23 protein-coding genes and 1 tRNA gene are annotated in these 24,314 nt (G+C 62.7%); 5 read left to right on the plus strand and 19 right to left on the minus strand.

The window, feature by feature from the left end:
- Window positions 1-231: 231 nt before the first annotated feature.
- Complete coding sequence (gene tig, locus NKI96_RS12310) at window positions 232-1,707, minus strand: trigger factor (protein ID WP_023697608.1); 1,476 nt, start codon at window positions 1,705-1,707, stop codon at window positions 232-234.
- A gap of 352 nt (window positions 1,708-2,059) precedes the next feature.
- Here tig and NKI96_RS12315 point away from each other — a divergent pair.
- A tRNA-Leu gene (locus NKI96_RS12315) sits at window positions 2,060-2,144 on the plus strand.
- Between the two features lie 101 nt (window positions 2,145-2,245).
- Here NKI96_RS12315 and NKI96_RS12320 read toward each other — a convergent pair.
- The 3 genes from NKI96_RS12320 to NKI96_RS12330 form a co-directional block, all read right to left on the minus strand.
- A complete protein-coding gene (locus NKI96_RS12320; RefSeq protein WP_023710679.1) occupies window positions 2,246-3,694 on the minus strand; it encodes an aromatic amino acid lyase in 1,449 nt (482 codons plus the stop codon).
- Window positions 3,695-3,769: 75 nt separating this feature from the next.
- Window positions 3,770-4,351: a GDYXXLXY domain-containing protein gene (locus NKI96_RS12325; RefSeq protein ID WP_023697610.1), complete on the minus strand. Its 582-nt coding sequence runs from the start codon at window positions 4,349-4,351 to the stop codon at window positions 3,770-3,772.
- The gene (locus tag NKI96_RS12330; protein ID WP_023733692.1) at window positions 4,348-5,460 is read right to left on the minus strand and encodes a DUF2157 domain-containing protein; all 1,113 of its coding nucleotides are present in this window, start codon (window positions 5,458-5,460) and stop codon (window positions 4,348-4,350) included. Before NKI96_RS12330 ends, NKI96_RS12325 begins: the two co-directional genes overlap by 4 nt.
- 235 nt (window positions 5,461-5,695) lie before the next feature.
- Between NKI96_RS12330 and NKI96_RS12335 the strand changes: the two genes are divergently transcribed.
- The 3 genes from NKI96_RS12335 to trmFO all read left to right on the plus strand — a co-directional run bounded on the left by NKI96_RS12335 (window position 5,696) and on the right by trmFO (window position 7,960).
- Window positions 5,696-5,836: a DUF1127 domain-containing protein gene (locus NKI96_RS12335; protein WP_006335194.1), complete on the plus strand. Its 141-nt coding sequence runs from the start codon at window positions 5,696-5,698 to the stop codon at window positions 5,834-5,836.
- Between the two features lie 51 nt (window positions 5,837-5,887).
- Window positions 5,888-6,031, plus strand: coding sequence for a DUF1127 domain-containing protein (locus tag NKI96_RS12340; RefSeq protein ID WP_023667673.1), 144 nt, complete (start codon window positions 5,888-5,890; stop codon window positions 6,029-6,031).
- Window positions 6,032-6,547: 516 nt separating this feature from the next.
- Window positions 6,548-7,960 (plus strand): methylenetetrahydrofolate--tRNA-(uracil(54)-C(5))-methyltransferase (FADH(2)-oxidizing) TrmFO, encoded by a 1,413-nt coding sequence (gene trmFO, locus NKI96_RS12345; RefSeq protein ID WP_023733693.1) that lies wholly within the window; start codon window positions 6,548-6,550, stop codon window positions 7,958-7,960.
- A 36-nt stretch (window positions 7,961-7,996) separates the two neighbouring features.
- Here the strand turns inward: trmFO and NKI96_RS12350 are convergent, their stop codons facing one another.
- The 5 genes from NKI96_RS12350 to yajC form a co-directional block, all read right to left on the minus strand.
- Complete coding sequence (locus NKI96_RS12350; protein WP_023733694.1) at window positions 7,997-8,815, minus strand: phytoene/squalene synthase family protein; 819 nt, start codon at window positions 8,813-8,815, stop codon at window positions 7,997-7,999.
- Between the two features lie 25 nt (window positions 8,816-8,840).
- Window positions 8,841-9,230, minus strand: coding sequence for an Mth938-like domain-containing protein (locus NKI96_RS12355; protein ID WP_023688226.1), 390 nt, complete (start codon window positions 9,228-9,230; stop codon window positions 8,841-8,843).
- 11 nt (window positions 9,231-9,241) lie between these two features.
- Window positions 9,242-11,794, minus strand: coding sequence for a protein translocase subunit SecDF (gene secDF / locus NKI96_RS12360; protein ID WP_023667677.1), 2,553 nt, complete (start codon window positions 11,792-11,794; stop codon window positions 9,242-9,244).
- A 217-nt stretch (window positions 11,795-12,011) separates the two neighbouring features.
- Entirely contained in the window at window positions 12,012-13,007 is a 996-nt protein-coding gene (locus NKI96_RS12365; protein ID WP_023697614.1) for a SecDF P1 head subdomain-containing protein, read from the minus strand.
- A gap of 53 nt (window positions 13,008-13,060) precedes the next feature.
- A complete protein-coding gene (yajC, locus tag NKI96_RS12370; protein ID WP_023667680.1) occupies window positions 13,061-13,408 on the minus strand; it encodes a preprotein translocase subunit YajC in 348 nt (115 codons plus the stop codon).
- Window positions 13,409-13,679: 271 nt separating this feature from the next.
- Here yajC and NKI96_RS12375 point away from each other — a divergent pair, with 271 nt between their 5' ends.
- Window positions 13,680-14,555 (plus strand): ATP-binding protein, encoded by an 876-nt coding sequence (locus NKI96_RS12375; protein WP_023821436.1) that lies wholly within the window; start codon window positions 13,680-13,682, stop codon window positions 14,553-14,555.
- A 112-nt stretch (window positions 14,556-14,667) separates the two neighbouring features.
- Here NKI96_RS12375 and NKI96_RS12380 read toward each other — a convergent pair whose 3' ends face one another.
- From NKI96_RS12380 to nagZ, 10 genes are all read right to left on the minus strand, one after another.
- Window positions 14,668-16,167: a peptidoglycan DD-metalloendopeptidase family protein gene (locus NKI96_RS12380; protein WP_352804583.1), complete on the minus strand. Its 1,500-nt coding sequence runs from the start codon at window positions 16,165-16,167 to the stop codon at window positions 14,668-14,670.
- Window positions 16,168-16,491: 324 nt separating this feature from the next.
- A complete protein-coding gene (locus tag NKI96_RS12385) occupies window positions 16,492-17,145 on the minus strand; it encodes a protein-L-isoaspartate(D-aspartate) O-methyltransferase (RefSeq protein ID WP_023667683.1) in 654 nt (217 codons plus the stop codon).
- Window positions 17,146-17,171: 26 nt separating this feature from the next.
- Window positions 17,172-17,933: a 5'/3'-nucleotidase SurE gene (gene surE / locus NKI96_RS12390; RefSeq protein ID WP_023691109.1), complete on the minus strand. Its 762-nt coding sequence runs from the start codon at window positions 17,931-17,933 to the stop codon at window positions 17,172-17,174.
- On the minus strand, window positions 17,933-19,237 hold the full coding sequence (serS, locus tag NKI96_RS12395; RefSeq protein ID WP_023691108.1) for a serine--tRNA ligase: 1,305 nt from the start codon (window positions 19,235-19,237) through the stop codon (window positions 17,933-17,935). The genes surE and serS overlap by 1 nt, the downstream gene beginning before the upstream one ends.
- Window positions 19,238-19,353: 116 nt before the next feature.
- Window positions 19,354-20,229 carry a twin-arginine translocase subunit TatC gene (tatC, locus tag NKI96_RS12400; protein ID WP_023667686.1) on the minus strand — a complete coding sequence of 292 codons (876 nt, stop codon included), beginning with the start codon at window positions 20,227-20,229 and terminating at the stop codon, window positions 19,354-19,356.
- Window positions 20,226-20,966: a Sec-independent protein translocase protein TatB gene (gene tatB / locus NKI96_RS12405; RefSeq protein WP_023691107.1), complete on the minus strand. Its 741-nt coding sequence runs from the start codon at window positions 20,964-20,966 to the stop codon at window positions 20,226-20,228. Before tatB ends, tatC begins: the two co-directional genes overlap by 4 nt.
- A gap of 86 nt (window positions 20,967-21,052) precedes the next feature.
- Entirely contained in the window at window positions 21,053-21,274 is a 222-nt protein-coding gene (locus NKI96_RS12410) for a twin-arginine translocase TatA/TatE family subunit (protein WP_023681650.1), read from the minus strand.
- A gap of 180 nt (window positions 21,275-21,454) precedes the next feature.
- Window positions 21,455-22,222: an SMC-Scp complex subunit ScpB gene (gene scpB, locus NKI96_RS12415; protein WP_023667689.1), complete on the minus strand. Its 768-nt coding sequence runs from the start codon at window positions 22,220-22,222 to the stop codon at window positions 21,455-21,457.
- Window positions 22,219-23,019: a segregation and condensation protein A gene (locus NKI96_RS12420; protein WP_023667690.1), complete on the minus strand. Its 801-nt coding sequence runs from the start codon at window positions 23,017-23,019 to the stop codon at window positions 22,219-22,221. The genes scpB and NKI96_RS12420 overlap by 4 nt, the downstream gene beginning before the upstream one ends.
- 174 nt (window positions 23,020-23,193) lie before the next feature.
- Window positions 23,194-24,213, minus strand: coding sequence for a beta-N-acetylhexosaminidase (nagZ, locus tag NKI96_RS12425; protein WP_352804587.1), 1,020 nt, complete (start codon window positions 24,211-24,213; stop codon window positions 23,194-23,196).
- Window positions 24,214-24,314 lie beyond the last annotated feature (101 nt).

Genomic DNA, 24,314 nt, shown 5'->3' on the forward strand with positions numbered 1-24,314 from the left:
TCAGACGGTCTGCACATGCCGGTAGCACCAGCATGCGCCCTGCACGGCAGAATAGATTCTCCGCTCCTCCCCAGATGGAATTGCGCCACCTGTGTACCACAGAATCTGGCCGGTAGGTAGAACAGGTCGACCGTACAAAGGTTCAGGTGGGCTGCGGTGGCTCAAGGCACATCCGCCACAACGAAAAAGGCCGCCTCGAGGGCGGCCTTTTCTGATCTTGTCGTCAGACGCTTATTCGGCGTCCTTGGCGGCCTTCTTCTTCGGGGCTGCCTTCTTCTTCGGCTCTTCCGCGTCGTCGGCCTTTTCAGCCTTGTCGGCCTTCTTGGCAGCGGCCTTCTTCGCCGGCTTGGCCTTGGCGGTATCGCCCTCTTCGTCGTCAGCCATCAGCTCTTCCTTGCTGACCTTGACGTCGGTGACCGAGATCTGGCTGAGCAGATGGTCGACGACCTTCTCCTCGAACATCGGCGCGCGCAGCGTGTTCAGGGCTTCCGGATTGCTGCGATAGAACTCGAAGGCTTCCTGCTGCTGGTTGGCCGGGTAGCGGCGCACCTGCTCGAACAGGCCGCGCTGCAGTTCCTCGTCGGAAACGGTGACGCCGGCCTTCTCGCCGATCTCGGCCAAAACCAGGCCGAGACGCACGCGGCGCTCGGCAAGCCGCAGATATTCGGCGCGTGCCTCTTCTTCCGTCGTCTCCTCGTCGGCGAAGGTACGGCCGGCGGCTTCGAGATCGCGGTTGACCTGGGTCCAGATGTTGTTGAACTCGGCATCGACGAGCTTCGACGGCGCCTCGAACGAATAGGCCGCGTCAAGCTGGTCGAGCAGCTGGCGCTTGACCTTCTGGCGGGTCATCGAACCGAACTGGTTCTCGATCTGGCCGCGCACCACGTCGCGCAGGCGCTCCAGCGATTCCAGGCCGAGGTTCTTGGCCATCTCGTCGTTGATTTCCAGCGCGCCGGGCTTGGACACTTCCTTGACGGTGACGTCGAAGGTGGCTTCCTTGCCGGCCAGATGCGCTGCCTGGTAGTTTTCCGGGAAAGTGACCGTGACCTGCTTCTCGTCGCCGGCCTTGGCGCCGATCAGCTGGTCCTCGAAGCCCGGGATGAATTCCTTGGAACCCAGAACCAGCGGCTGGTCGGTGCCGGCGCCGCCGGAAAAGGCCTCGCCGTCGATCTTGCCGAGATAGTCGATCAAAACGCGGTCGCCTTCGGCGGCCTTGCCGGTCTTCGGCTCGAAGCTGCGCGCCGATTCGGCAACGCGCTGGACCTGCTCGTCGATCTCGCTGTCCGGCACTTCGAATACCTGGCGCGTCACCTTGATGTCGGAGAAATCCTTGATCTCGATCGCCGGGATGACCTCGTAGTTGAGGCGGAATTCGAAGTCGGCGCCGCCGGCCAGGATCTTCTCGGCCTCTTTCTCATCTTCCGTCATGATCACTTCAGGTTGCATGGCGGCCTTTTCGCCGCGCCCCGTGATGATCGAACGGGTCGAATCGTTGAGGATCTCATTGACCACTTCGGCCATGAACGACTTGCCGTAGACCTTGCGCAAATGCTGCACAGGCACCTTGCCGGGACGGAAGCCGTTGATGCGGACCTTGTTCCTGGCGTCGGACAGCCGCGCCATCAGCTTGGCTTCCATATCACCGGCCGGCACGGTGATCTTGATCTCGCGCTTGAGACCGGAGTTGAGCGTTTCGGTGACCTGCATCGTAAAACCTTTATCTTCACCAAAGAGGCTGCCACGGCGTCTTGCCGTTCACAGCCTGCCGGTACAATCTTGCCGGGAATGGCTTTTGGTACGGAACCTGGCGATTTGACCGACATTACGGCTCAAATTCTTCCAAACTGCATTCCAAGATGTGAATAAGTTCTTGTTTTTCCTACTTCTTATCACATTCTGCAGAAGCGGATCGGCGCGTCCCGTCACATTTGACACGCCTTTTGTCACAGGCGAGGCCAATTTTCAACCATCTTCGCGTTGCAGCGAATGACCGCCCCAACGGCAGACATTTTCGCCCCGACATTGACAGAATGATGGCTACATGGGATTGCCGACAAATGCGGATGTGGCGGAACTGGTAGACGCCCTGGATTTAGGTTCCAGTGCCGAAAGGCGTGGGGGTTCGAGTCCCTTCATCCGCACCACCCTTCGCTCTATCGAGCTTCGGGTGGCAGGCCACCCAGGAGCTTGATAAAGCGAAGGGTGTCCTCCGAAGCCGTGGCGTAGGAGGACTGGCGGCGACGGCCTACACTTCAAACACTTGACCGGTAAACCACTCCGCCAATTTCGCCAGCTCCGGCCCCAGCACCCGGTCGGCGTCGACCGGCGGCACGATCTTCCTGATATCCGCGACAAAATCCTGCAATGCCGGCGGCGCGGCGCGTTCAGTCACGTACAGGGCCTGCGAGGCGATCATGGCCAGCATCGCCATTGCCGCATCGAGGCAGCGGCCGGCCGTCGCTTCCTTGGTCCAGGCGAAGAATGCGGTGGTGGCGACGTCGTCCTGGCCGGCGCCGGCCGATTCGGTGCCCGGAATGAAGGTGCGCTGCGCCGCGAGTTTGGCCTGTTCGAGATAGCCGGTGATCGCCATCGGCACATAGCCGACATTGCCGTGCCCGTCGCTGTCGGCCCAATGCCGCCCGGTCATCAACAGGTCGGGCAGCAGCGACACCTTGCCGTTCAGCAGCTTTGAGGCGTGGCGGTCGCAGAGCAGGCAGAGATCGGCCCAGATCGCCGCCAGATCGTCGAGCGCCGGCGTCGCCATGGCATTGTGATAGCCGCCGGTCGAGATGCAGCGCCCCAGCGGGTGCGCCGCGTCGGGCGGGATATAGACTGGATTGTCCGAGATCGAGGCCAGCGATACGGTCGCCGCCTGCTCGGCGCCGGCCAGCGCCCGATGCGCATGGCCGAGCACACGCGGCACGATGCGGTAGCTGACCGGCGCCTGATAATTGCGCCGTCCATCCCCTGCGCCGACCAGAAACTGCCGCAACCCTTGCAAGGCGGCCGCTTCGTGTTCGTCGCCCCAGAGCCCGTCGAGCGCTGCATCATAATGCTCGAGCGGCGCACGAAACGCTTCGATCGACAGCGCGAACACCTTGTGCGCCATGGCGAGGCGACGACGCGCGGCAAGTGCTGCGTCCGCCACCAGTGCCGCCGCGCAGGGCGAGCCGTTGATCAGCGAACCGCGCTCCTTCACCTCAAGCTCAAGGCTGGCGGTAAGCGCAGCAAACAGCGGATAGAGCGCCAGGATCTCGCCGGCGCCACCCTGCCCTTGCGACGGCACCACCGGCATCGGGCCGCCGTCGAGCATCGCCGCGACCGCCCGTGCGATGCGCGGCGTGGTCGCGGCATTGCCTTCGATAAAGTTGGTCAGCCGCGCCAACACGATCGCCCTTACGACGCGCTCAGGCAATGGCTCACCGAACGATGTGGCGGCAGCAAAAGCCTTGATGCGCGCATGGCGGTCGCGCTCGTCAAGTTCGAGCTTGCGGCTTGCCAGCTCGCCCATCGCGGTGGTGACGCCGTAGATGACCGGCGGCGGATCGGACTCAATGAGTTTCAGGAACGAGGCGCGGCATTCGGCAATGCGTTGCAAGGCCTTGTCGCCGATTTCGACCGTGTCGTTTCTCCAGGCGACGCGCAAAACGGCATCGAGATTGATATCTTCGCGCGTCGTCACCGTAATCGGCATTGTCTTCGCCCGTCTGGTTTGCATGAGGGCGAAGCGATCGATCGTTGCCGAAATCCATGCCCTGGGTAATGTCTTCTAGTAGAGCGGTTCCTCAAACAATGTCTTGTCGCCGTCCATCAGCGCCTTGATCTGTGCCTGGCCACTGGCGGCGAGCGCGATGCGCACGCCGAATGGCCGCACCCGCATGTCGTTCTGGATCGCCATGCCCTGGCCCTCAGGTAGGTAGAAGCGGTCGATGCCGTATTGCGGTGCGATCGTGGATTCAGGATCAAGCGTCCAGCCCGGCGCGACCTGGCCGACAATATCGGCTTCGTCGGCGGTCGCCGGCGTCGGAGCCTTGCCGAACCAGGCCGTGGTCGCATGCCAATAGCCGTCGGCACCCGGCTTCAGCCGGACCACGATCGGCGTGTTCTCGCTCACGAGCTGGCCGGCCGGGATGTTGGCGATCAGCTTCACCGGCAAGCGCGATATTTCATAGCCGAGGATAATATAGTCGCCGCGCAGCAGATCGCGCGGATCGACCGGCTCGACTTTCAGCAAGACCTCCTTGCCGTTGCGCAGGATCGCCGCGCGGCCGGCGATGATCCAGCTCAGGAAGCCGATCTGGACGAGCGCCAGGACCAGCGCCGAGATGACAAGTTTCTTTCCCGACATCATGCTGCCGCTCCTTCCGGGGCCTTCATGCGTTTTTCCACACGGATGATGACGAGAGCCAGGATGCCGAACAGCACTGCGGCAGCCAGGAAGAAGCCGGCCGTGCCGAGCATCGTCTGCAAGGTCACGACATAGATAATGGCGAGCTCGAAGGCAAAGCCGGCATAGGCAACCCAGCGCAGCCCCCTGCTCTCGCGCCCGCCCAGCATGATCGCCGCGGCAATGCCGGCCAGTGCGATGACCGACGCAATGGCAAAGCCGTTGCTGAAGGCGTTGTCATCGCCCAGTTCGATCTGCATCATCGCCAGCCCGGTGAGAAAGCCGATCAAGGCGTGCAAAGGCAACCGCCCGCCGAGTTGCAAGATCCGGTCGGCCGGCCCAGCGGCGAAGATCGAAACCGCAAACAGCAGCGCCGACACCGCGACCAGAGGAATAGCCAGGGCGAGCGTGTTCTGGTCCAGGCCGCGCACCGCGATATAGAAAATGACCGAGAGAATGATCAAGTGGCGTGCCGGCTGGCTACGCGTCCAGAATGAGACGACAAAAAGCACCGGCGCCATCACGACGAAGAAATCCGGAAATACGGGGCGGTCATAAAAGTCGAACGCGCGCACGAACAGCCAGGCAATGGATATGCCGACGGCAGCGACCGTCAGCGGGTTCGAGCGCAACGCCACCGCGGCAAGTGCCGTGCCGATGCCCCAGGTGACGATGGCCGAGGCCTCGTCGCCCGTGAGATGGTACATCTGGCCGATCAGCGCGATCGATCCGCCGAAGGCCGCGGCGGCCACGATCCACAGCGCCTCGCCGATCGCCGCATGGTCGCGCATCTTCAACACCGCGCCGCCGACATAGCCGGCGAGAATGACGGCAAACAGTGCCGCGACCCGCACCAGCCGCGGGATGGCGTCCCAGTTGGCGGCGACGAAGAGCAGGATCGCGGCGCCGAACAGCAGCGCCGCCATCATGGCCAATATAGTGCCGAAGCTCAGCGATTTGCGCTCGTTTGCGTCGATGTCGCACTTAAGCGCATCGGCCGTCTTCGCGTCGATCAGGCCGGCCTGCAGCCACCGCCCGATATCGGCCCTCGCCCGTGACGAATAACTCGCCATGTCGCTTCTCCCCCAGCTTGGTCTTTCTGACAGCCGATCCGCTCAAATCGTTGACGCAACGTCATTTTCCGATTCGGGTCTCTTCATGACGAAGCCGTGAACGCGCGTTAATGTTGCATTGCACAATTTGCATTGCTGCCATGCGCCAACAGCACTTTTAAATCGATATTACCCAGCCTATTTACTGTTCGTACACAAACGGAATGATCCGAAGAAAGACGAAACGAGCACTACCATGAACCTGATCCGCAACTACCGCAACTGGCGCCGCTACCGGGACACCGTCTCAGAGCTGAGCCGCCTGTCGAACCGTGAACTGACCGACCTCGGCATCAGCCGCAGCGACATCCACTACGTCGCCCGCAAGGCGGTCTAATCCTCTTCGGATCGCAAATGGTCCGAACCAGTTTTGAAAAAGAGAACGACAATGAACCTGATCCGCAACTATCGTAACTGGCGCGTTTACCGCGACACCGTTACCGAGCTGGGTCGCCTTTCGAACCGTCAGCTCCATGATCTCGGCATCGTCCGTGACGAGATCAAGATCATCGCCCGCAGGGCGACGATCTAGCCAGAATTTCGCCAGGGTCGACCTCCTCCCCGACCCTGACGGATACGGTCAGCCTTCACCTCCTCCCGAGGGTTGACCACCAAAACGGCGCCCGCCGCACCTCCTCCCGCGGCGGGCGCTGTTTCCAAAGCGAACGCAGTTCGTCTTTCCGAAGCGAACGCTAGTTCGTCTTCAAAGTGAACGCAGTTCGTCTTCCAGGGATTTCGCCTCCCTCGATCCGGCGAAAAGAATTTCGTCAAAGCCGACCTCCTCCCCGGCGATGGCGAATACGGCCGATCCCCACCTCCTCCCGAGGATCGGCCCCAAAAACGACACCCGCCGCACCTCCTCCCGCGGCGGGTGTTGTTGTTTTTGGGCAGGCTTTTCAATTGCGCATGCAGTCGATCGAGGCGCTTTACGCCGCCATCAGACCGTCGCCGCGGACATAAGAAAGTCGAGCTCCGTCGCTGCACGACAATGACCCACGCTCGCACCGGCCAATTGCAAACGGCGCGCCAAGCGATTATTCCGGCGCTCATGAGCAAAAATCCTATCCACGTCGTCGGCGGCGGCCTCGCCGGCTCCGAAGCCGCATGGCAGGCAGCGCAAGCCGGCGTTCCCGTCGTCCTGCATGAGATGCGCCCGGTGCGCGGCACCGATGCGCACAAGACCGATGGGCTTGCCGAACTCGTCTGTTCCAATTCCTTCCGCTCCGACGATGCCGAGAACAATGCCGTCGGCCTGCTGCATGCCGAAATGCGGTTGGCCGGCTCGCTGATCATGAGTGCCGGCGACGCCAACCAGGTGCCGGCCGGCGGCGCGCTGGCCGTCGATCGCGACGGCTTCTCCGACGCGGTGACGAAAAGGCTCGAAGCGCACCCGCTGATCACCATCGAGCGGGAGGAAGTGCCGGGCTTGCCGCCGGCGGAATGGGACCAGGCGATCATCGCCACCGGCCCGTTGACCGCGCCGTCGCTCGCCCAGTCGATCGCCGAGGCAACCGGCGCCGACGCGCTGGCCTTCTTCGACGCCATCGCCCCGATCATCCATTTCGACACGATCGACATGGACATTTGCTGGTTCCAGTCGCGCTACGACAAGGTTGGGCCCGGCGGCACCGGCAAGGACTACATCAATTGCCCGATGGACAAGGACCAGTATCTCGCCTTCGTACAGGCGCTGGTCGACGGCCAGAAGACCGAATTCAAGCAGTGGGAAGGCACGCCCTATTTCGACGGCTGCCTGCCGATCGAAATCATGGCCGAGCGCGGCGTTGAGACGCTGCGCTACGGGCCGATGAAGCCGATGGGGCTGACCAATGCCCACAATCCGACGGTAAAAGCCTATGCCGTGGTGCAGCTGCGCCAGGACAATGCGCTGGGCACGCTCTACAACATGGTCGGTTTCCAGACCAAGCTGAAGCATGCCGAGCAGGTGCGCGTCTTCCGCACCATTCCGGGCCTGGAAAACGCCGAGTTCGCCCGTCTCGGCGGCCTGCACCGCAACACCTACATCAATTCGCCGACCTTGCTCGACGCCTCGCTGCAGCTGAAGTCGCGGCCGGGCCTGCGCTTTGCCGGCCAGATCACCGGCTGCGAGGGCTATGTCGAGAGCGCGGCGATCGGCCTGCTCGCCGGCCGCTTCGCCGCCGCCGAGCGGCTCGGCCACGCGCCATCGCTGCCACCGCTCACCACCGCCTTCGGCGCCTTGCTCAACCACATCACCGGCGGCCACATCGTTTCCGACGACGAGCCGGGCAAACGCTCGTTCCAGCCGATGAACGTCAATTTCGGCCTGTTCCCGCCGGTGGAAGCACCGAAGACCGAAGGCAAACGCCTGCGCGGCAAGGACAAGACGGTGGCCAAGCGCCACGCGATCACCTCACGCGCGCGGGCAGATTGTCGGGAGTGGCTAGGGCTGCCGGCGCAAACATCGGAAGCTGCTGAATAGCCAAGTCTCAGAGTCCTAACGCGATTGACGTTTACGTCAACTCGCTGGCCAACCCCGCGTTGCGCGCCTGAGCAACAGCCAATGCCGGCGCAGAGCCGAAAGCCGGGCTGCGCCACCAAGCGGCGAGCGGCCATTGGCCATCTTGCCGAGATAGGCGCTGGTCAGCGCCAGCGGCAGGAACGCCGGACGCAGCGTTTCCGGAAGTGCGGACGCCCCTTGCTCGAAAGCGCGGAGATGCTCCTGCGCCAATGCAATCATCGCAGCCACCGCGCGCTGAGCGCCGGGGCCGTCGTCGCCGCCGACGAACTCTTCCGGCGATGAGCCTACCGCGGCAAGGATATCCGCCGGCACGAAGCATTGCCCGCGCCGGCGATGCAGCGGCAACAGCAGCAACAGGCCGGTCATCGCCTGGGCGCAGCCGGCCCTGCCCGCCAGTTCGGCAAAGGGCGGCGCCTGATTGGGATCGAGCACCATCGCCGCCAGCTGGATCAGCGCGGCCGCCGTCTCGCCGCAATATCCCTCGAGATCGGTGCGCGACGGCATCGGATCGTCATAGAGGTCGAAGATGCGGGCCTCGAGCATGTTGTCGAAGGCAGTTTTGGGCAGGCCATGGGCAGAAATCGTCGCCTTCAGCGCATCGGCGAGCGGGTTGCCTGTGGCTGCGGCTTCAGCAGCGATGACATCGCGCCACCATTGCAGCCTCACTTCGCCCGGCAATGCCTCGTGGATGCGGTCTCGGACAGACGCAATCTCGGCATTGAAGGCGTAAAGCGAAAACAGCGCCGCGCGCTTGTTGGCCGGTGCATAGAGTGCGCTGACATAGCGGTCATGGTCGCCGGCGCGCACCGTCTCCATGACGATGTCAGCTGTATCGGTCACGTCAGTCGACGGCGATCAGCGCCGCGGCCACGGCGCGGTCTTCGGCAAGCAGAACATTGTAGGTCCGCACCGCTGCCCCCGTCGACATCGGGTCGGAGCCAATGCCAGCCGCTTTCAGCGCCGCCCGAAGTGCTGTCGGCAAGGGCCGCAAATCCTTGCCTGTGCCGACCAGCAGGATCTCGACCTTGCCGGCCTCAGCCAGCAGCAGGTCGAAATCCGCCGCCGTCAGGGCCAGCGGATCGGCCGGCTCCCAGCCATGGATGCCGGAGGGCAGGCAAAGAAGCGAGCCGCGATGCGACATGTCGGCGAAGCGGAAGCCGCCATTGCCGTAGGCTTCGATCGGCGCCCGTCCGGGGAAATGCGCCTCGCGGATGACGATGCCTTTTGCCACCAGCGCAGCCGTCAGGTCGCCATGGCCTTGCCGCCACCAACCGGCTTCTCCTCATCGGCGCTCGCTCCCTGCGGCCTGAGCCTGAACAGGATCAGCAAGGGCGCTGCGATGAAGATCGACGAATAGGTGCCGAAGACGACGCCGAACAGCATCGCCATGGTGAACGAGCGGATCACCTCGCCGCCGAACAACACGAGCGCCAGCAGCGCCAGGATGGTCGTCACCGAAGTCAGCGTCGTTCTCGACAGCGTCTCGTTGATGGCGTTGTTCAACAATTGTGGGAGCGGCATTCGTTTGTATTTTCGCAAATCTTCTCGAACACGGTCATAGACGACGATCGTGTCGTTGAGCGAATAGCCGATAATGGTCAGGATCGCCGCCAGCGAAGACTGGTTGAACTCGAGCCCGGTGATGACGAAGAAGCCCAGCGTCATCACCACATCGTGCACCGTCGCCACGATTGCGCCGACCGCGAACTGCCATTCGAAGCGGAACCAGACATAGACCAGGATGCCGATCAGCGCGATGATCATCGCAATCGTGCCTTGCTTGGCCAGTTCGCCCGAAACGGTGGGACCCACCACCTCGACGCGGCGGAAATCGTAATTGTCCTGCAGCTCGCCGCGCACCTTGTCGATGACGGTCTGCTCGGCGTTCTCACCGCCATCCTGGGTGCCAACGCGGATCAGCACGTCATTCGGCGCGCCGAATTGCTGGACCTGCACTTCACCGATATTGAGCTCCGACAGCCGGCTTCTGATATCGCCAATATCGGCGTCGCCTTGCTTGGACTGCACCTCGATGATCGAGCCGCCCTTGAAGTCGATGCCGTAGTTGATGTCGATGGTCAGGAATCCGATAACCGACGCGATCGACAGCAGGCTGGACAGTGCGAACGTCCAGCGGCGGATGCCCATGAACGGGATTTTCGTGCCGGCCGGAACGAAGGTCACCGGCGCACGCGGCAATTCCTTCGGACGCGCACGGCGCAGCCAGATCGACACCAGCAGACGGGTGAAGGTGAAGGCGGTGAACACCGTGGTCAAAATGCCGATGGCATAGGTGATGGCGAAGCCCTTGACCGGTCCGGTGCCGAGATAGAACAGCACGACCGTGGCAATCAGCGACGTCACGTTGGAATCCACGATGGTCGCCAACGCCTTGGTGAAGCCTGTGTCGATCGACTGGATGACCGAACGGCCGGCCCGTCGCTCCTCTCGGATACGCTCATAGATCAGCACGTTGGAATCGACCGCCATGCCGATGGTCAGCACGATACCGGCAATGCCGGGCAAGGTCAGTGTCGCGCCAAGCAGCGACAAGACCCCGACGATCATCGCCACGTGCACGGCGAGCGCAATGTTGGCGAGGAAGCCGAGAAGTCCGTAGGCGACGAACATGAAGGCGACGACGAGAATGGAGCCGATGATGCCGGCGACCTTGCCGGCATGGATCGAATCCTGGCCGAGGCCCGGGCCGACGGTGCGTTCTTCGATCACGGTCAGCTTTGCCGGCAGCGCGCCGGCGCGCAGCAGCACGGCGAGGTCGTTGGCGCTTTCGGCGGTGAAATTGCCTGAGATCTGGCCGCTGCCGCCGAGGATCGGTTCGCGGATCACCGGCGCCGAAATCACCTGATTGTCGAGGATGATGGCGAACGGCTTGCCGACATTCTGCTGCGTCGCCTGGCCGAATCGTGTCGCACCGCGCGAGTTGAAGACGAACGAAACCACCGGCTCGTTGTTTCGGGAATCATAGGTTGCCGTCGCCTTGGCAAGATCTTCACCGGACACGATGACGCGATTTTCCACCAGATACGGAACCGGCGGATCGTCCTGCGAATAAAGCACCGAGGAGCCTGCCGGCGGGCGGCCGTTCAGCGCATCCTGCACCGACATCGAGGTATCGACCATCTGGAAGGTCATCTTGGCGGTCTGGCCGATGATCTCCTTCAGCCTTTGCGGATCCTGCAGGCCCGGCACCTGGACGAGTACACGGTCGTCGCCCTGCCGCTGCACGATCGGCTCGGTGGTGCCGAGTTCGTTGACGCGACGCTCGACGACTTCGATCGACTGCGCCAATGCGGCCGAGGTGCGGTATTTGATGCCGGCGTCGGTGACGGTGAATTTGAGCAGCCCGGCTTCGGAATCATCCAGGGACATCTCCTGGATGGAGCCACCGGTGAACAGGCCGGCGGCGACCGGATCGGTCAGCGGCTTAAGCGCCGCCTTGGCGGCATCGATCTGGGTTGGATCGGTGATGCGCACTTGTACGGTCCTGCCGGTGCCGCCAAGGCCGGTATAGCCCACCTTGGCATCGCGCAGCAGCGTGCGGATCTCGTCGCGCGTCGTTTCCAGCTGCGCCTTGACCAGGTCGTTCTGGTCCATCTGCAAGAGGATGTGCGAACCGCCCTGCAGATCGAGACCAAGCGTCATCTGCCGCTTCGGCACCCAGTTGGGCAATTGCGCCAATGTGCTGGCCGGGAAGAGATTTGGCGCGGCAAGGATGAATGTGACGGCCACGGCGATCCAGATCAGGATCATCTTCAGGCGCGAAAAATACAGCATATGGCGTTGTCCGTCAGGGCGTACTGGCGGATCGTTCCGCCGACAATTCGGTTATTTCTTGGCGTTCTTATTTGCCACCGGCTCGCCCTTAACCCGCACTTCGCCGATTGTCGAGCGCGCTGAGGTCAATTTGGCGCTGCCGCCGGCAGCGGTTTCGGCGTCAATCGCCTCTGTCGGTTCCATTCTAATTCTGATCACCGCCGGGCGCTATCGTGCGCTACTCGACTATTTTCAATTGTGCAGGCATCGGTCCGGAACGCAAAAGCAAGGCCAGATCATCGGCGTTCTCCTTTGTAAGGTTGCCCGATATCTGGCCGCGGCCGTTAAGAATTGGCTCGCGGACGACTGGCACCGAAAGCACTTGGTTGTCGAGGATCATCGCAAATAGCTTGCCGACATTCTGCGAGGTCGCCTGCGCAACGCGTGCCGTTGCCCTGGAATCGAAGGTGAACGAAACCGCCGGCTCATTTGTGACGGAGTTGGAAGTCGCCTGAGCATTGACAATGTCGTCACTGGAAACGATCGTTCGGCTCTCAACCAGATAGGGAACCGGTGGATCGTCCTTCGAATAAACCACCACCGAGCCAGCGGGCGTCCGGCCATTGATCGCATCAGCGACCGGCATCGACTCATCAACCCACTGAAAAGTCAGCATTCCGGTTCGGGTGAGAATTCTCCTCAGCCTTTGCAAATCCGCAACGCCCGAGGTCCGGACCAGCATACCGTCTTCGCCCTCTGGCCGCACTACTGGGTCGGCTACACCAAGATCACGCAGGCGATTCTTAATGACCACGATCGACTGCGCAAGCGCGATCGACATCCGATACTTGATACCTGTGTCTGTTACCGTGAACTTGAGCAACGCTGCTCCGGTATCATCCAGGATCACTTCCTGGACCGGACCAGCGCTGCCAAGGACAGGATCAGTCACCGCCTCCAATGCCATCTTGGCCGCGCCGACCTGAGCGGCGTCGGTGATATGCACCTGAACGGCCCGACCCGACTTAGCAAGACCAGTATAGCCGATCCTTGCATCGCGCAGCAGCGTCCTGATTTCGTCACGCGTCGCCTCCAACCGGCGATCGATCACATCGGTCGCGTCCAATCGAAGCAGCACGTCCGCGCCGGCAGCGTGAAGACTGGGCGCGTCGACGAGCATTGTGGCCATAGCAAGCCAGATCAGGATCATTTTCAGGCGCGAAAAATGGACCATACGCCGTCTTTGTCAGAGCTCTGCCCGCGGATCGCTCCGCTTGGGAAACTGGCTTACTTCTTGGCGTTCTGGTTGGCCACCGGCTCGCCCTTGACCCGAACATCGGCGATCGTCGAGCGCAGCGCCGTCACCTTGGTGCCGCCGCCAAGGTCGATCTCAAGCTCATTGTCGTCGATCACCTTGGTCACCTTGCCGACGAAGCCGCCGCCGGTGATGACCGTGTCGCCACGGCGCACGGCCGAGATCATCTCCTGGCGCTTCTTCAACTGGGCGCGCTGCGGCCGGATGATGAGGAAATACATGATCACGAAGATCAGAACGAACGGGAGTATCATGCCGATATCCCCGAACGGACCAAGCGGAGTTCCGGTAGCTTGGGCGTATGCCGGTGTGACGAACATCAAGAACTCCTGGTTACGAAGAAGGCCGTAGGGCGGCCTCGCCAAATTTGGCCGGAATATAGTGGGTAAAGTTACCAATGCAACTGCGCGGCCGGGCTTTCAGCTGCTTTTCCGGCCGGTTGACCCGTGTTAGAGCATGCTCCCGGAATACGGGCGTGGTTTTCGCAAAAGATCATGCCCAAACAAAAGCTTGGAACCAGTTTCTATCTCGCCCGGATCAAGACGATTTCGGCCCCTACGCACGTTCGTGCGGAAACATAAAAGACGAGACATGACCGACAGCACCATCGAGGCCCTGAACCAAAAGCTCGACCGCCTGATCGAGGCGGTCACCCGCCTCGCTCCGCCGCCAGTGCCGCAGACCGATCTTGCCGTGGCCGATTGCTTTGTCTGGCAGGCCGATCCCGGCTATCTCGAGCCGGTGCGCAAGGTCAACCGCGTCGACATCGGCCTGATCCGCGGCGTCGACCGCGTGCGCGACATTCTGGTCGACAACACGGAACGCTTCGCCGCCGGCCATGCCGCCAACAATGTGTTGTTGTGGGGCGCGCGCGGCATGGGCAAATCCTCCCTGGTCAAGGCCGTGCATGCGCAGATCAACGCCAGGGCAAAATCCGACCCGCCGCTCAAGCTGATCGAGATCCATCGCGAGGATATCGACACGCTGCCCAGGCTGATGGGCCTGCTGAAGGCGGCGCCGTTTCGCTTCATCCTGTTTTGCGACGACCTCTCCTTCGACCATGACGACACCTCCTACAAGTCGCTTAAGGCAGCCCTTGAAGGCGGCGTCGAGGGCCGCCCGGCCAATGTCATCTTCTACGCCACGTCGAACCGCCGGCACCTGTTGCCGCGCGACATGATCGACAATGAGCGCTCGACCGCCATCAACCCGTCCGAGGCGGTCGAGGAAAAGGTTTCACTGTCCGATCGTTTCGGCCTGTGGCTCGGCTTCCACAAGTGCTCGCAGGACGAATATCTCGACATGGTCAACGGCTATGCCAGCCATCACGGGCTTACCATCGACCCGGAGCAACTGCGCGCCGACGCCCTGGAATGGGCAACGACACGCGGCAGCCGCTCGGGTCGCGTCGCCTGGCAATTCACCCAGGATTTGGCCGGCCGGCTCGGCAAGCCGCTGAACGACTGATTAATTTCCGTCAGGTCACTGAAAAAGCCCGCCCCTTGCGGAGCGGGCTGAGCCGGCGGGCCGGACTGGAGGTCAGACGGCCTGCAAAACGTTTATTGTTCTATTCGCCCGACTATTCGAGATAGCCAGAGGGGTCGACCGGTGCCGAGTTCTTGCGCACTTCGAAGTGCAGTTTCGGCGAGTCGGTGGTGCCGCTCATGCCCGACAGCGCGATTTCCTGGCCGCGCTTGACCTTCTGGCCGCGCTGCACCTCGATCGACCTGGCGTGGCCATAGACGGTGACCAGCCCGTTTTCGTGGCGCACCAGCACCGTATTGCCGAATTCCTTGAGGCCGTCGCCGGCATAGATGACCACGCCGTTCTCGGCCGCCTTGACCGGCGTCCCCTCAGGCACGGCGATGTCGACACCATCCTTGCCGCCACCAAAATTGGAGATGACGCGGCCACGCACCGGCCAACGCATCTTGCCGATGCCGGTGGCATCGGGCGCAACAGCATCGTCGTCCTCGGCCTGCTGGATAACCTTGGCGTCCTTCTTCGGCGGCGTGTAGGTGGCGAGTGTCTCCGTCGGCTTTGCCGCCGGTTGGGTGGTCGCGGTCGTCACCGGATCAACTTTGGCCGGCTTGGCGCTGGCGACCGTTGCGGTGCCACCTGCCGGAACCTTCAGCGTCTGGCCGATCTTGAGCAGGCCGTTCTGCACGCCGTTCGCCTGCTTCAGGGCAACGACGCCAACGCCGGTCTTCCTGGCGATGGAGGACATGGTCTCGCCCGACTGGACCGTGTAGGTGCCCGCGCCGGCCTTTGGCGCGGCCGAGGCCGTCTGCGCCGGCTTGTCGGTCTTCGGCTTGTTCGCTGCCGAAGCGTCAACCTGCGCGGCGGACTTGCCGTCCTTGAGTTTCGGCTGCTGCGGCAGCACGGCGACCTTTTCCGGCGCCGGCGCCTTGGGGCTGTTTGCCGGCTTGCCGTCGGCAAGTTTCGGCTCTGTCCCCTTGCTTGAATAGGCATAGGCCGGGATGACCAGTTTCTGACCGGTCTTCAGCCCCTTGGTGGCGCTCAAGCCGTTGACCTTCATGATCACGTCGGCGGGCACATGATAGCGATGAGCGATGCCGGAAATGGTCTCGCCGTCGCTGACCACGATCTCGGTCGCATGCGGCGTACCAGCCGCAACTGGTTTCGGATCGGAGTCACCGGCATTCTTGAACGGCCTCGCCGGCCGGACGGTGCCGGTGGTCGTTCTGTCGACATGCGGTGCCGGTGCAAGCGCCGGCGCGGAAGCGGTGCGCATCGGAGCAGCTTTGGGCGCGCTCGGCGGCGGCATCTGCTGGACGGTGACCGGCTCCAGGCTGGAGCGGCTGACCGACTGGTTATGGCTGCCATCGACAGGTGCCGCAGCGATCGGCTCGGCCGCCACATCGCCCGGATAGGGCTGAGCGGTGCTCTGCTTGTCGATGATGGCGCGCTGATTGTTGGTCGAGGAGGTGAAGACGTCGTCGACACCATTGAACCGCGAGACTTGGGAGCTACACCCCGCCGCCACTCCGGCTAGCATGAGGACAGCGCAGCCCCGCGACAGAGTACGCCCGTTTGCCTTCAAAACACTGAATTGCATCGCACTAACCCGCACAGACCCGGTACACACTGGTCATGATTAAAGCGCGTTAATGTTACTGGCGGGTTAACCCCATAGAATCAGACGCAAATTTTCTTAAAACATTTTCGAACGCGCCGAAGGTGCGTTGAGATTCAGGTCAGGCCGAGTCGAAAATGACAGGTTCTGAGAACCGGCCTACGCCGGCCGTAGCCTTCATAGAGCGGAGGCATTTATGACGGCTTCGGCCGGCGAAGGCCGGAGCGGAGCGTACTCAAACATGTGAGCACCGGAAGCGCAGGAACCTGCCATTTGCAGGCCGGCCTCACATGAATATCAGTGCACCTAAATAACCGCCGCGACGCTGCGCAGGATCGGCTGCAGGCGCACGGTGCCGATATCCTCGCGCTCGAAGCGGCTGCCGACCTTGGTCAGCTTGGCCAGCACCTGCTCGCCCTCCTCCGGCCCGATCGGGGCAATGACGATGCCGCCGCTCGACAATTGGTCGAGCAGGAAGCGCGGCAGGCTGTCGAAAGCCGCCCAGGCTACGATGCGGTCGAACGGCGCTTCATTGGCAAGGCCGTTGGAACCGTCGGCCTGACGCACGATGACATTGCCGATGCCGAGCGCCTCGAAGCGTTGCCTGGCCTGCTCGGCCAGCGTCTTGTAGCGGTCGACGCTGACGATGCGCGCCGCGAGCCGCGACATCACCGCTGCCGTGTAGCCCGAGCCGGTGCCGATCTCCAGCACCCGGTTGCCGGGCTCTATTGCCAGGGCCGCAATCACCGCCGCCTGCAGATCGGCGCCCTCGATCGCCTCGCCGCATTCGATCGGCAGCATGCCGTCCGACCAGGCGATGGAATGGAACTGGCCGTTGAGGAAGCCGCGCCGCGGCGTCGCCTCGAAGGCTGCGATCAGCGCCTTCGGCACCGCGCCTTGGCCGCGCAGGCGCAGCAGGAAAGCGGCAAAACCCTCGCGATCGTCGAGCGGCAAGTTCATGCCAGAACCTTCTTCATGCGAACACCTTAATCAGACAGCGCTTTGGTCAGTTGGTCACGGATTTCATGCGCAGTGAGGTCGAGCTGCAGCGGCGTCACCGACACCAGCCGGTTGTGCAGAGCATGGAGATCGGTGCCCTGCTTGCCCTCGACCGGCTCGCGGCCGAAGCGCAGCCAGTAATAAGGCAGGCCGCGCCCGTCGCGGCGCTCGTCGACCCAAAGGCTGTGCACCAGCTTGCCCTGCGACGTCACGACGGTGCCGGCAACCTCGTCAGGCAGGCAGTTGGGAAAGTTGGCGTTGAGCAGCACGCCGTCCGGCAGCGGCATGGCGACGAGCTTTTTCAGCAACGCCGGCGCCAGCGCCTCGGTGGTCTCATAGGAAACGACGCGGTCCTCGCCGACATAGGAATAACCCTGGCTGAGTGCGATCGAGCGGATGCCGAGCAGCGCGCCTTCCATGGCGCCGGCGACGGTGCCGGAATAGGTGACGTCGTCAGCGATGTTGGCGCCGGAATTGACACCGGACAGGATCAGGTCCGGCGCGCCAGGCAGGATCTTCTTGACGCCCATGATGACGCAGTCGGTCGGCGTGCCGCGCACGGCGTAGTGTTTCTCGCCGATCTTGCGCAGCCGGAGCGGCTCCGAGATCGACAGCGAGTGCGCGTAGCCGGACTGGTCCTGCTCCGGCGCCACGACCCAGACATCGTCCGACAGCGTGCGGGCGATGCGTTCGAGCGACGCCAGGCCCTCGGCATGGATGCCGTCATCATTGGTCAGAAGGATGCGCATTACTTCGATTCGATCTTCGCCAGACCGCCCATATAAGGCCGCAGCACTTCAGGAATGGTTACGCTGCCATCCTCATTCTGGTAGTTTTCGATGACGGCAATCAGCGCACGGCCGACAGCGGTGCCCGAACCGTTCAGCGTGTGCACAAAGCGGTTGCCCTTGCCATCCCGGTCCTTGTAGCGGGCATCCATGCGCCTGGCCTGGAAGTCGCCGCAGACCGAGCAGGACGAGATTTCGCGATAGGCGTTCTGGCCGGGCAGCCAGACCTCGATGTCGTAGGTCTTGCGCGCGCCAAACCCCATGTCGCCCGTGCACAGGACCATGGTGCGGAACGGCAGCTCCAGTCGCTTCAGCACCTCTTCGGCGCACTGCGTCATCCGCTCGTGCTCGGCGAGCGAAGACTCCTGGTCGGTGACCGAGACCAGCTCGACCTTGTAGAACTGGTGCTGGCGCAACATGCCGCGCGTGTCGCGGCCGGCGGAGCCCGCTTCCGAGCGGAAGCACGGCGTCAGCGCCGTATAGCGCAGCGGCAGCTTTTCATGGGCCGTGATTTCTTCGCGCACCAGGTTGGTGAGCGGGACCTCGGCGGTTGGAATCAACCCGAGCCGGCCATCGCCATGCTGCACGAAGAACAGGTCGTCCTCGAATTTCGGCAGCTGGTTGGTCCCGAAAAGCACTTCGTCGCGCACCATCAGTGGCGGGATGACTTCTTCATAGCCATGCTCGGTCGTGTGCAGATCGAGCATGAACTGGCCGATGGCGCGCTCCATCCGCGCCAGCCCGCTCTTCAGCACGGTGAAGCGTGATCCCGACAGCTTTGCCGCCCGCTCGAAATCCATCATGCCGAGCGCTTCGCCGATCTCGAAATGCTCCTTCACCCAGTTCGGCCGGGTCGGCACCTCGCCGACGATATGCTTGACGACATTGTCGTGCTCGTCCTTGCCGACCGGCACGTCGTCGAGCGGCACATTCGGCAGCACCGCCAGCGCATCGTTCAGCGTCTTGTCGAGCTCGCGCTCGCACGCCTCGCCATTCTGGATGAAGGTCTTGATATCGCCGACTTCGGCCTTGAGCTTTTCGGCAAGTGCCGTGTCGCCCGAACGCATGGCGTTGCCGATCTCCTTCGAGGCGGCGTTGCGGCGTTCCTGCTTGGTCTGCAGCTCGGTGACGTGCTCGCGCCGCGCTTCGTCCTTCTTGATCAGCTCATCGACCGTGGACTGCGCCTCGTCAGCCGACCACGAGCGCTTGGCCAGCGCCTCGATAAGGGCCTTCGGGTTGTCGCGAATCCATTTGATATCAAGCATGGTTGGTTCGTCCTCAGAATAAGGCTGAGGGGGTAAACCGCATCCTTCATCGATGCAAGATGAGGGTCAGCGGCTGTCGCGTTTTTCCGCTAACGCGGATACCCGAACGCGACAGCCTATGAACGAGCCTGCTTTGAGGACGCGTCCGCCGCCTTTTCGGCCACGGCTTCGGCGGCTTCCTGCTTCTCGCGCGCCAGCTTCTGCTTGACCTGATCGCGCTCGATCAGCCGGGCCGCCCAGATCGACACCTCGTAGAGCAGGATGGTCGGGATCGCCAAACCGATCTGGCTCATCGGATCGGGCGGCGTCAGCACCGCCGCGACGACGAAGGCGATGACTATCGCCCATTTGCGCTTCTCGGCCAGCGCCTTCGACGACAGCATGCCGACCCGCGTCATCAGGCTGGTCACCACCGGCAGCTGGAACACCAGGCCGAAGGAGAAGATCAGCGTCATGATCAGACTGAGATATTCCGACACTTTCGGCAGCAGCGAAATCTGCACCTGGTCGTCGGTGCCGGCCTGCTGCATGGCGAGGAAGAACCACATCACCATCGGCGTGAAGAAGAAATAGACCAGCGACGCTCCCATCAGGAACAGGATCGGCGATGCGATAAGGAACGGCAGGAACGCGTTGCGTTCGTTCTTGTAGAGGCCTGGCGCGATGAATTTGTAGATCTGCGTGGCGATCAGCGGAAAGGCGATGACCATGCCGCCGAACATGGCGAGCTTGACCTGGGTGAAGAAGAATTCCTGCGGCGCCGTATAGATCAGCTCGACCTTGTGCGGATCGAGCCCGGCCCACTGCGTGGCCCATTTGAACGGAACGACCAAAAGATTGAACAGCTTCTTGGCAAAGAAGAAGCAGACGAGGAAGGCGACGAAGAAACCGCCGATCGACCAGATCAGCCGCCGGCGCAGTTCGATCAGATGCTCCATCAGCGGAGCCGACGACTTCTCGATCTCGTCCTTTTCGCTGTCCGTAATGCTCACTTGGCGGCCCCCGCCGTCTTCTTGGACGCGGGCTTCGTGGCCGGCGCAGGCTTCGGCTCAGCCTTTGCGACTGCCTTCGGTGCAGCAGCGGGCTTGGTGGCGGCTTTTCCGGGTGCAGCCTTGGCGGGCGCCGCTGACGGCTTGGCCGCAACCTTCGCCGCAGGCGCCGGCTTTGCCGGTGCTGCCTTGGCTGCCGCTGTTTTGGTTGCAGGGGCCTTTGATATCGCGGCCCCCTTGGCGCGCGCGTTTCGTGGCGCTGCTGTTGCTGCAGCCGGTGTCACCACCGCCTGATCGGTCATCGCCGGAAGGATCGGCGCCGCCGGCGCTGTCTCCGGTCCGTTGACACCCGGCATCACCGTCGCGCCGTTCTTGAGCGGCTCGGCCGGCTGTGGTGTTTCTGCCGCGGGCGTTGAGGGGTCGACGGCGGGCTTCGGCTTCATCACCGCATCGACGCCGGAGCGAACCTCGGCTGCCGCCTGTTCGAACGGATTGAGCTGCTTGCGGATTTCGGCCGCCGGATTGAGGCCGCGCAGCGTATCGACAGACTTCTTGACGTCGTCGAGCTCGGCTTCCTTCAACGCCTCGTTGAACTGCTTCTGGAAGTCGGAGGCCATGGCACGCAGCTTCGCCGTCGTGCGGCCGAAGGTGCGCAGCATATTGGGCAAATCCTTGGGTCCGACGACCACGATCATGACGATCGCGATCACCAGCATTTCGGTCCAGCCGACTTCAAACATGGCAATCAGTTCCGACTAGTGCTTGTCGCCCAAAAGTGCGAAGCGGTTTTGGGACAACGACTTGCACAAAAGCAACAACCTTCGGCTCAGCTCTTGCTGGCCTTTTCCTTCACTGCCGAAACGGTCTCGTCCGGGCGGTGCTCGACGGTGCGCTTGTCTTCGGCGGTATCGTCGTCGGCCATGCCCTTCTTGAAGCTCTTGATGCCCTTGGCCATGTCGCCCATCAGCTCGGGTATCTTGCCGCGGCCGAACACCAGCAGCACGATCACCAGCACGATCATCCAGTGCCAAATCGAAAATGAACCCATTGTAACTCTCTCTCGAATGTTTTCCCTGGCGATGATCTATGCGTTTTCGCGTTGGGATTCAAACACAACAGCGACAAAGTTTATGAAGGCGCGGCTTATGTCACGCATTTTCGGCAAAGCTGCCCGCTACCAATCGGCGCATCTACCGCAGCAATGCAGCTTTTTGACAGCGGCTTGCGGTCAATCTTCCGTGACGCGCGGCGTCAGCAGGCCGAGTTCCTCGAGATCGATGTCGGTCAACGCATCCTCGTCCTCGGTCAGCGCGTCCGGATCGGCCGGCGGCAACGGGATGGCGAAATTCGACGGCATGCGGCCGGAGAGCAGCCCTGCCCCCTTCAGTTCGTCCATCCCGGGAAGATCGCGGATCTCCTCCAGTGCGAAATGGTCGAGGAAAGTGTCTGTCGTGCCGTAGGTGACGGGACGGCCGGGCGTGCGGCGGCGGCCGCGCATGCGCACCCATTCCGTTTCGAGCAGCGTATCCAGCGTGCCCTTCGAGGTCTCGACGCCTCTGATGTCCTCGATCTCGGCGCGCGTCACCGGCTGGTGGTAGGCGATGATCGCCAGCACTTCGAGCGCGGCGCGCGACAGCTTGCGCTGCTGCACAGTGTCGCGGCTCATCAGGAAGGCGAGATCGCCGGCGGTACGGAACGCCCAGGCATCGCCGACCCGAACCAGATTGACGCCGCGCCGCGCATAGATCTGCTGCAGCTCAGCCATGGCAGCGGCAATGCTGATGCCATCGGGCAATCTGGCTGCGAGCTGCTTTTCGCTGACCGGCTCGGCGCTGGCGAACACGATCGCCTCGGCCATGCGTATGGCTTCGGCCATATGCAGCCGTTCGCCAGGATTCAGAAGCAGGGTATCAGTCGGGTCCTGGGCGATAATGCCCTCCTCGGTCTCTTCTTCGACCTTGAACGGAATGACCGAAGCGTTGGCGCGTTCGCTCATGATGCCACCTCGACTGCCTTGATTGGTTGCGCGCGGCCGCGCAGATAGAGCGGCGCGAACACCTGGTCCTGTCGCATCTCGATGCTGCCTTCGCGCACCAGTTCCAGCGACGCCGCGAACGAGCTGGCAATCGCGGTACGCCGTTCGTCCGGGCTGGTCAGGTAATTGATCAGATAGCTGTCCAGCGCCGTCCAGTCGCGCAGCGAGCCGATCAGCCGGGTCAGGATATCGCGCGCATCCTTGAGCGACCACACGCCACGCCGGGCAATTGTCACATTGGTGATCGCCTGTTTCTGGCGCTGCTGCGCATAGGCGGTGAGCAAATCGTAGAGCGAGGCCGAATAGGCGTTACGCTTCTCGACGATGACCATTTCAGGCATGCCGCGTGCAAACACGTCGCGGCCGAGCCGGTTGCGGTTGACCAGCCTTGCCGAGGCGTCGCGCATGGCCTCCAGACGCTTCAGCCGGAACTGCAGCACCGCGGCCAGTTCCTCGCCGCTTTCGCCTTCCTCGCCGGGCTGCTTGGGGATGAGGAGCTTCGACTTGAGGAAGGCCAGCCACGCCGCCATCACCAGGTAGTCGGCGGCAAGCTCAAGCCTTAGCGCCCTCGCCGTCTCGACGAAGGTCAGATACTGCTCGACCAGCGCCAAGATGGAAATCCGCGACAGATCGACCTTTTGGTTGCGGGCGAGATGCAGCAAGAGGTCGAGCGGACCTTCGAACCCGGCGACGTCGACGACAAGCGACGGGTCGCCGGTGACCCGTGAATCGTCGTTCTCGGCCCACAGACGGTCCATCGGTGCGGCCTTCGCAGCCTTGCTGTCCAATGTCTCCGCCACTTGTTCCTTTACCTCTGGTTAGAGCATGATGCCGAAAAGTGTGAAGCGGTTTTCGGACGACATCATGCTCTCTCTATCTAATTTAGAGACGGATTCAGATTTCAGGTCGAACAGACCTGAAATCATCCGTCTCTAGGCCACCGCATCGAAATAGGTGGCAAACTCGGCGCGTATCTCGGTTTCGTCGGCCCGGTCGCGATCCCTTATATAGGTCAGCGCCCGCTTGGCGCGCTCCAGCGATGTCCCTTCAAGTCCCGTGGTTCGCGATGCGATGCCCGCCATCTCCTCGAAAACGCCATTGCAGTGAAGGACCAGATCGCAGCCCGCCGCAAGGATCGAGGCCGCCTTTGTCGGGAAATCCCCAGAAAGTGCCTTCATCGAGGTGTCGTCGCTCATCAACAGCCCGTCGAAGCCGATCTCGCGGCGGATGATCTCGTCGATGACCTTGCCTGACGTGGTCGCCGGGTTGTTCGGATCGATGGCGCTATAGACGACATGCGCCGTCATCGCCATCGGCAGATGGCTAAGCTCGCGGAAAGGGGCGAAATCATGCCGCTGCAGGTCGCTCAGCGAGGCATCGACCACAGGCAGTTCGAAATGCGTGTCGGCAAAGGCGCGCCCGTGACCCGGAATGTGCTTCATGACCGGCAGCACGCCGCCCGACATCAGCCCTTCCGCCGCCGCGCGGCCGAGTTCGATGACCGGGCGCGGCTCCTTGCCATAGGCGCGCGCGCCGATGACGTCGCTGGCGCCCTCGATCGGCACGTCCAGCACCGGCAGGCAATCGGCAGAGATACCGTAGCGTAACAGGTCGAAGGCGTGCAGCCGCGCCATCAGCCAGGCAGCGCGGGTGCCGGCATCATGGTCCTTGCGCCACAATGCACCGAGCGCGCCGCCGGCGGGATAGTTCGGCGCCAGCGGCGGCCGCAGGCGCTGCACCCGGCCACCTTCCTGGTCGATGAACACCAGCGCATCGGGGCGCCTGATACAGTCGCGCATTTCGGCGACCAGATCGCGGATCTGCTCGGTTTCGCCGATGTTGCGCGCAAACAGGATGAAGCCCCACGGGCATTCATTGCGATAGAAACGGATTTCTTCGCGGGTCAGCGATTTCCCGGCACAGCCGAGGATCATGGATTTTGATTCGGTCATTCCACCAGTTTAGGGCTTCGCGCCGGCAAAGGGAATCTCCCCGGACGGCAAGCGCCTCAACCTCTCGCCCATCCACATGAAAAAGCCGGCGCGACCCTTGG

This window comes from Mesorhizobium sp. M0292, from assembly GCF_040321695.1.
Classification (GTDB): domain Bacteria; phylum Pseudomonadota; class Alphaproteobacteria; order Rhizobiales; family Rhizobiaceae; genus Mesorhizobium.

Coding starts and splice junctions, on each gene's coding strand:
- surE (WP_023691109.1), bottom strand. CDS start 17,933: ATGCGCATCCTTCTGACCAATGATGACGGCATCCATGCCGAGGGCCTG.
- trmFO (WP_023733693.1), top strand. CDS start 6,548: ATGAGCAAAAATCCTATCCACGTCGTCGGCGGCGGCCTCGCCGGCTCC.
- NKI96_RS12335 (WP_006335194.1), top strand. CDS start 5,696: ATGAACCTGATCCGCAACTACCGCAACTGGCGCCGCTACCGGGACACC.
- NKI96_RS12410 (WP_023681650.1), bottom strand. CDS start 21,274: ATGGGTTCATTTTCGATTTGGCACTGGATGATCGTGCTGGTGATCGTG.
- NKI96_RS12325 (WP_023697610.1), bottom strand. CDS start 4,351: ATGATGTCGGGAAAGAAACTTGTCATCTCGGCGCTGGTCCTGGCGCTC.
- NKI96_RS12420 (WP_023667690.1), bottom strand. CDS start 23,019: ATGGACCGTCTGTGGGCCGAGAACGACGATTCACGGGTCACCGGCGAC.
- NKI96_RS12320 (WP_023710679.1), bottom strand. CDS start 3,694: ATGCCGATTACGGTGACGACGCGCGAAGATATCAATCTCGATGCCGTT.
- nagZ (WP_352804587.1), bottom strand. CDS start 24,213: ATGACCGAATCAAAATCCATGATCCTCGGCTGTGCCGGGAAATCGCTG.
- NKI96_RS12375 (WP_023821436.1), top strand. CDS start 13,680: ATGACCGACAGCACCATCGAGGCCCTGAACCAAAAGCTCGACCGCCTG.
- NKI96_RS12330 (WP_023733692.1), bottom strand. CDS start 5,460: ATGGCGAGTTATTCGTCACGGGCGAGGGCCGATATCGGGCGGTGGCTG.
- NKI96_RS12365 (WP_023697614.1), bottom strand. CDS start 13,007: ATGGTCCATTTTTCGCGCCTGAAAATGATCCTGATCTGGCTTGCTATG.
- NKI96_RS12350 (WP_023733694.1), bottom strand. CDS start 8,815: ATGGAGACGGTGCGCGCCGGCGACCATGACCGCTATGTCAGCGCACTC.
- scpB (WP_023667689.1), bottom strand. CDS start 22,222: ATGAGCGAACGCGCCAACGCTTCGGTCATTCCGTTCAAGGTCGAAGAA.
- tig (WP_023697608.1), bottom strand. CDS start 1,707: ATGCAGGTCACCGAAACGCTCAACTCCGGTCTCAAGCGCGAGATCAAG.
- serS (WP_023691108.1), bottom strand. CDS start 19,237: ATGCTTGATATCAAATGGATTCGCGACAACCCGAAGGCCCTTATCGAG.
- NKI96_RS12380 (WP_352804583.1), bottom strand. CDS start 16,167: ATGCAATTCAGTGTTTTGAAGGCAAACGGGCGTACTCTGTCGCGGGGC.
- yajC (WP_023667680.1), bottom strand. CDS start 13,408: ATGTTCGTCACACCGGCATACGCCCAAGCTACCGGAACTCCGCTTGGT.
- NKI96_RS12385 (WP_023667683.1), bottom strand. CDS start 17,145: ATGAACTTGCCGCTCGACGATCGCGAGGGTTTTGCCGCTTTCCTGCTG.
- NKI96_RS12340 (WP_023667673.1), top strand. CDS start 5,888: ATGAACCTGATCCGCAACTATCGTAACTGGCGCGTTTACCGCGACACC.
- secDF (WP_023667677.1), bottom strand. CDS start 11,794: ATGCTGTATTTTTCGCGCCTGAAGATGATCCTGATCTGGATCGCCGTG.
- tatB (WP_023691107.1), bottom strand. CDS start 20,966: ATGTTTGAAGTCGGCTGGACCGAAATGCTGGTGATCGCGATCGTCATG.